The sequence below is a fragment of the Pseudomonas sp. JUb42 genome (assembly GCF_024807945.1).
In the GTDB taxonomy this organism is placed as follows: domain Bacteria; phylum Pseudomonadota; class Gammaproteobacteria; order Pseudomonadales; family Pseudomonadaceae; genus Aquipseudomonas.
In genome coordinates, this window is record NZ_JANUFD010000026.1 from 64,864 (window position 1) to 71,515 (window position 6,652).

The 6,652-nt window shown below is 58.0% G+C and carries 5 protein-coding genes; 2 read left to right on the forward strand and 3 right to left on the reverse strand.

What is annotated here, in order from left to right:
• Positions 1-507: 507 nt before the first annotated feature.
• Positions 508-1,605 (reverse strand): contractile injection system protein, VgrG/Pvc8 family, encoded by a 1,098-nt coding sequence (locus M2401_RS33475; protein WP_259111226.1) that lies wholly within the window; start codon positions 1,603-1,605, stop codon positions 508-510.
• Positions 1,606-1,892: 287 nt separating this feature from the next.
• Here M2401_RS33475 and M2401_RS33480 point away from each other — a divergent pair, with 287 nt between their 5' ends.
• Positions 1,893-3,071 (forward strand): aminotransferase class V-fold PLP-dependent enzyme, encoded by a 1,179-nt coding sequence (locus M2401_RS33480; RefSeq protein WP_259111227.1) that lies wholly within the window; start codon positions 1,893-1,895, stop codon positions 3,069-3,071.
• Positions 3,072-3,123: 52 nt separating this feature from the next.
• A complete protein-coding gene (locus M2401_RS33485) occupies positions 3,124-4,932 on the forward strand; it encodes an aminopeptidase P family protein (RefSeq protein WP_259111228.1) in 1,809 nt (602 codons plus the stop codon).
• Between the two features lie 45 nt (positions 4,933-4,977).
• On the opposite strand, the gene M2401_RS33490 is transcribed toward M2401_RS33485, so the two are convergent.
• A complete protein-coding gene (locus M2401_RS33490; protein ID WP_259111229.1) occupies positions 4,978-5,283 on the reverse strand; it encodes a hypothetical protein in 306 nt (101 codons plus the stop codon).
• A gap of 175 nt (positions 5,284-5,458) precedes the next feature.
• A complete protein-coding gene (rhtA, locus tag M2401_RS33495) occupies positions 5,459-6,346 on the reverse strand; it encodes a threonine/homoserine exporter RhtA (protein ID WP_259111230.1) in 888 nt (295 codons plus the stop codon).
• Between the last annotated feature and the right edge of the window lie 306 nt (positions 6,347-6,652).

A 6,652-nucleotide genomic window follows, 5' to 3' on the forward strand; every position in this document is an offset into this window, starting at 1 on the left:
TCGGCATTTTTTCAAAAAAGGGTTAATCAACAGACGGCCGCAGGCGCAGAGCATGCACCTTGCAATTAACTAACATGTGGGCAGAGCAGGACAGTGTTGGCTCGACATTCTCGCGCATTGCTCTGTGGCAATGCTGCACGTGCTGAGAATGATCTGACACGCATATATATCGGTGGCGTCGCCTGTTCTGTCAAATTATTTCGTCAAGTTTCTGTTAAATTTTTGATAAGCGGTTTTCAAATATTCTTAACCTGTTGATTTTAAAGGTAGTCAAAAAAACATCGCATGCACTAGGGCGGTGCAGTGACATTTTTCAGACGCTTTTACAAGGTGACCTCAGGCGTTGCATAAAAGCTCGAAGGCGGCTTTCCAACGCCAGAAGTTAGTCGAAATGGGCTGTGGAAATGCTCGCTTCTTACTGTTGCAGGCAAGCGTCAATCCAAATGCGTGTCATATACAGGCGCACTATTAGGCTTCACTATATAAAGCGTGTCGTCAACTAATAAGTCAGGGCGTACGAATCAATGGGCGGTCCGGGTCGCCTTCTACAAAACACACATAGAGCGGGGTGCCCATTGCAGGTAACGAGGCCTTGTCCCAGAGGGCGCTCTTGGAGACGGCGGCCCAGCAGACGGCGTTTTCCCCACCATCCCAGTCCAGTCGGATCTTGATGCGCTCGGCCGAGGCCGGGTCGTGATCAATCACCCGTGCCAGATGCAGGCCATGGATGCGCGGCTTGGGGTATTTGTGACGGGAGGTCAGGGTGTTATCCCAGGCGCAGGCGCGGAAATGATTGCTGTAGTGGCTGTTATAGAGATCAGGCGGGTTGTCCTGATGGTAGTGATGATCGACCTCGGTCAGCAGCCACAGGCTGTTGCATTCCGGTCGGACATGCCCTTGCAGCGGCATGAGATAGCCGCTGGCCAGATAAGGCTGATTGCTCTGGCCCATGGCACTGGTGACCTGGCGCCGCTCGTCATCCTCGACCTTGATCTCAAAGCGCTGCACGGCAGGAGCCCCGGCCTTGCCGAAGTGCTGAGCAGGGATGCGGTGAAAGGTCTGGTTATCATTGAACATCAGGCGATGACCGCTGCGGCTGTGCTCGAAGCGGTAGTGCAGGCCTTCTTCTTCGCAAAGGCGGTGAATGAAATGCAGATTCGATTCGTCGTACTGCACGCAGTGCTCGCGCAGGGGATAGTCGGCGGATAACTGGAACAGGTAGCTTGCGGGCGCCAGCCCTTGCTCCTGCAGGATCTGGTCGATCACTTGCGGTGCCGACATCTGCGCAAAGATGCGTTTGCGCGGCGGCATCGCCAGGCTGGTCAGATGAGGGCTGAGGGTCACCAGATAATGACCGGGCTCGCCCACCGCGCTGATCATACCGGCCTTGCTGATCTGGCCGTGAATGCCGTGCTCGGATCCGGCGAGACGCAGAAAAGCGCTTTGATAGAGCAAATCCGCAACGTTAAGCACATCCGGGGTGCAGGTAACCGCGACGTGGAAGGCAAAGGGCTCGTTGATCGCTTCCGTGCCGCTGAACGAGAGCACGCGCAGGTCTTGCTTGACGCTGTCTATGTGCAATCGAAAGGGGGCGGAGTCGCGCATGTAGAAATCATCCCTGTTGCCTAAAGGCTAAAAGCTATCCGTAGCCCGCCACATTAACGGGAAGGAACAACAATAGCTTGGGAAAAGGATTACATCGAAAAAAATGATCGGCGCAGTGTGTTGTTTTTTTATTCGATTTAAGTCTATATAAATTCAAAATTAGAATTTTTTAATCTAATCGCAGGCGTGCATGATAGTCCCTACGAAATATCGGCTCTTTGGTTGTCGCCAAAAGCGCCGATTCGCTGATAACCCGCAGACCGGGTGACGCACTTCAGGTGAATCTCATGACCACTAGTCCGCTGTACCTCGATTACGCCGCCACCACACCCGTGGACGAGCGAGTCATTCAGGCCATGGTGGCGTGTCTGGGGGCGACCGGTAACTTTGGCAACCCAGCCTCCAGTTCCCACATATTTGGTCGGCGCGCCCGCTCAACAGTGGAGCAGGCGCGTGCCCAGGTGGGCACATTGGTGGGGGCTGACGCGACGCAGATTATCTGGACGTCCGGGGCTACCGAGTCGAACAACCTGGCGCTCAAGGGGGTGGCCCAGGCGTATGCAAGGCAGGGCGGGGAGCGTGGCGGTCACATCATTACCAGCCAGATCGAACACAAGGCCATTCTCGACACTGCCGTTCAACTGCAGGGCGTCGGGTTCGAGGTGACGTTTCTGGCACCGGATGCCGATGGCCTGATCAGTGCCGAGGCAGTGAGTGCGGCCTTGCGCGAGGACACCGTGCTGGTCTCGCTGATGCTGGTCAATAACGAACTGGGTACGCTTAACGATATTGCCGGTATCGGCGCGCGGGTGCGGGCGCATGGCGCGTTGTTCCATGTTGATGCGGCGCAGGGGGCGGGCAAGGTGGCAATTGATCTGGCGACGTTGCCGGTTGATTTGATGTCCTTCTCGGCACATAAGGTCTACGGCCCCAAAGGTATCGGCGCGTTGTATGTCGGGCCGCGCGCCGAGCGCCGGGTAGCGGCGCAGATCCATGGCGGCGGGCATGAAAATGGCCTGCGCTCCGGAACCCTGGCCACCCATCAGATCGTGGGTATGGGCACTGCCTTTGCCCTGGCGGGCGAACTGTTAAAGGAAGAAATCGCCCGGACCGAGCGTCTTAACCGGCGTTTACTCGCGCATCTGGCCGATATTCCGGGCATACGCCTGAACGGCAGTGTGACTCAACGCATCGCCCATACGCTGAGCCTGACCTTCGAACAAGGTGATCTCGATCTGGCGGTACTGGCCAGGGATCTGGCGTTCTCGTCCACTTCGGCTTGCAACTCAGCAAAAAATACCCCTTCCCACGTCTTGCTGGCCTTGGGCCTTGACGCTCAAGAGGCGCAGCAGACCATCCGCCTGAGCCTCGGGCGCTTCACCAGCGAGGCGGATATCGACCATGCCGCTGGCCTGATCAGGGCCTCTATTGTGCAACCTGCGTTCTGGGCGGTTGCTCAGGCATGAGTGGTGCTCCATTATTCCTGCTGTCGCTTTTTTCGGGTCAGCAGGAGAAACAATGAGTACGCAACCGAAAACCAACGGAGTGGTCGTCGAACGCCTGGCGCAAACCCGCGCTTTGATGCGCCGTGAAAACATTGATGCTTATCTGGTGCCCTCGGCGGACCCGCATCTTTCCGAATACTTGCCGGGCTACTGGCAGGGACGGCAATGGCTGTCCGGTTTCCATGGTTCGGTCGGCACCTTGATTGTCACCCATGATTTCGCTGGCCTATGGGCCGACAGCCGTTACTGGGAACAGGCCGAAAAAGAGCTGGCGGGCAGTGGTATCGAACTGGTCAAGCTGCAGCCGGGGCAAACAGGGCCATTGGAATGGCTGGCCGACCAGGCCAAGGCCGACAGCGTCGTGGCGGTAGACGGTGCGGTGCTGGCGGTGGCTTCATCGCGGACCCTGGCGAGCAAGCTGTACGACCGTGGCGCCCGGCTGCGCACCGATCTGGATCTGCTGACCGAGCTGTGGGCGGATCGTCCGGGCCTGCCGGCCAAGGCCATCTACGAACATTTGCCGCCTCAGGCAACGGTCGATCGCGCCGAGAAACTGGCCCGCCTGCGTGAAACCATGGGCGAGCGGGGCGCAGACTGGCATTTCATCGCGACGCTGGACGACATTGCCTGGCTGTTTAACCTGCGCGGCGCTGACGTTTCCTACAACCCGGTCTTTATCGCCTTCGCCCTGATCGGTCCCCACAGCATCAGCCTGTTCGTCGATTCGAACAAACTGGATGCTTTGGTGCGCTCGAGCCTGGAGCGCGATGGCATCAACCTGCTGGAATACACCCAGATCGGCGCGGCGCTGCGTGCGGTGCCGCGATCCGCTCGCCTGCTGATCGATCCGGCCCGGGTCACCTGTGGCCTGCTGGATTACCTGGACAGTGAAGTGAGCCTGGTCGAAGGGCTGAATCCCACGACGCTGTTCAAGTCACAGAAAAGCGAAGCCGATACTCAGCACATTCGTCAGGCAATGGAGCAGGACGGCGCAGCGCTGTGCGAGTTCTTCGCCTGGCTGGATTCTGCCCTGGGGCGTGAGCCGGTCAGTGAGCTGACCATTGATGAAAAACTCGGCGAGGCCCGTGAGCGGCGCCCCGATTATGTTTGCCCGAGCTTTGCCACCATTGCCGGTTTCAACGGTAATGGCGCGATGCCGCACTATCGAGCGACCGAACAGGAGCATGCGCAGATCGAGGGCGATGGCCTGCTGCTGATCGACTCTGGGGGCCAGTATCTGGGCGGTACGACTGACATCACCCGGATGGTACCCATCGGCACGCCGAGTGCAGAACAGAAGCGTGACTGCACGCGGGTACTCAAGGGTGTGATTGCACTGTCGCGTGCGCAGTTTCCACGAGGCATTCTTTCGCCGTTGCTGGATGCGATCGCCCGTGCGCCGATCTGGGCTGAAGGGGTCAACTACGGCCACGGCACAGGCCATGGCGTCGGTTACTTCCTTAATGTGCATGAAGGGCCGCAGGTCATCGCCTATCAGGCGCCGGCTACCCCGCAAACAGCGATGCTGCCAGGCATGATCACGTCAATCGAACCGGGGACCTACCGGCCGGGGCGCTGGGGCGTGCGGATCGAGAACCTGGCGATCAATCGCGAAGCAGGCAGCACTGAGTTTGGTGAGTTTCTCAAGTTTGAAACCCTGACCCTGTGCCCTATCGATACACGCTGTCTTGAGGTGTCATTACTGACGGCAGAGGAGCGCACATGGCTCAATGACTACCACAGCCAGGTTCGCCTGCGTCTGAGTCCGTTGGTGCAAGGGGCTGCGCTGGAGTGGCTGCAGCTGCGTACCGCTGCGGTCTGATGATCCGGGGTGCCGTAGCCTGTTGCTGCGGCACTTAGGGTTTGTTCAAGGCTGGAGATCTGGCTTTTCAGGCTTTTTGCACAGAATGATCATGCTGCGGCTGGTATAGCCAGCGGGATTGAGGCCGAAAGGGTAGTCGCCGGGATCTTCTACGGCATCGCCGGATTTGGCGATTACCCTGTAGTTTCTGGACTCACAGGAGTTGGTCGCCATTTCGTAGCACTTGTCCCAGGAGGAAGAAAGGCCTGAGCAGTTGATGTGAATACCACGCTTGCCCTGCTTGACGGGTTTGGAGGTGGCTGCGCATCCCGTAACTGCCAGGATAGTCAGCGCGATCAAGATGTATTTCATTCCCTTCCTTAATCTGACTGCCAATGGCAGCCAGTACCTAGCTTGAATACTCTCGTTCTGCTCAATGCTGCAACGCATTTCCCGCGACGGGGAGGCTCTTGGAGATCGGCCAGGGGTTTAACATGGCTCAACCGCGAGACAAATGCTAGTGACAATTGCCTTTGTGAAACACCGGTCAGTCGGCGGGCACCAATTGCGGGCTATCGGGGCGTGAAGTCAGAGTCGCCCCCGCTGAGGCCAGAATGATTGCGGCGATGGCCAGCCATTGGGTCAGGGACAGCTCCTCGTGAAGGAAGAGCAGACCGCAAAGCGCGCCGAACGCCGGTTCAATACTGGCCAGGATGCCGAAGGTCCGGGTCGACATGCGCGTCAGGGCAATCATCTCCAGGCTGTAGGGCAGCGCGGTGGACAATATCGCCACACCGAGCGCCGCAGGGAGCAGGCCGATATCGAGCAAAGCAGAGCCTGCATGGAAGGCGCCGATCGGTCCAATGAACAAGGCAGCTATAAGCACGCCGAGTGCAGCTGTCTGAATGCCATTGTCGGAACCAGCCTTGTGCCCATAGATGATATAGGCGCCCCAGAAGACTCCGGCACCAAGGGCATAGGCCACGCCGGTCAGGTCAAGATTGGCATTGGCCTGGCCTATGGGTATCAATAGAAGGATGCCGCTGGCCGCAAGTGCGATCCAGACGAAATCCAGAATCTTGCGCGATGAGTACAAGGCAACCACCAGTGGTCCGGTGAACTCCAGGGCGACGGCGATACCCAGGGGCACGCTGCGCAATGACATATAGAAGAGGAAGTTCATGCCGCCCAGGGCGATGCCATAGATGAACACCGTGCGCAGCGAGCGGGCCGTAAAGCGTGCGCGCCATGGGCGCAGGATGGCGAGCAGGATCAGGCTGGCGAAGCACAACCGCAAGGTCGTTGCGCCCTGTGCGCCGACAACCGGAAATAGTGTCTTGGCCAATGACGCACCGGATTGAATCGATGCCATGGCAATCATAAGCAGCCCTACGGGGAATAGCGTCGAGGCAAGGCTGTTGCGGGGAGCGTTCATTTAAAGCGGGGTATCCAGGGTCGTGGGCAGGAAAGGGGCCATGATGATCGGGAAAGGATAAATGAGCAATATAGTGCGCAAAAGCAGCTGCGAGCTATGAGCTGCAAGCTTCAAGTTAAAAGCAGGATGCGGGTTTTCAGCCCTTCTTGCAGCTTGTAGCTAGAAACTTGCAGCTGGCCGTCAAATAACGGTTGACGCGTGTCTGGATCTGTCTATAATTCGCCCCACTTCCGGCGCAGACGAAACGGAAAACTTCTTGATAATCAAGCAGTTAACCGAAGTAAGCAGTGAGGAAGGGTTTCGGTT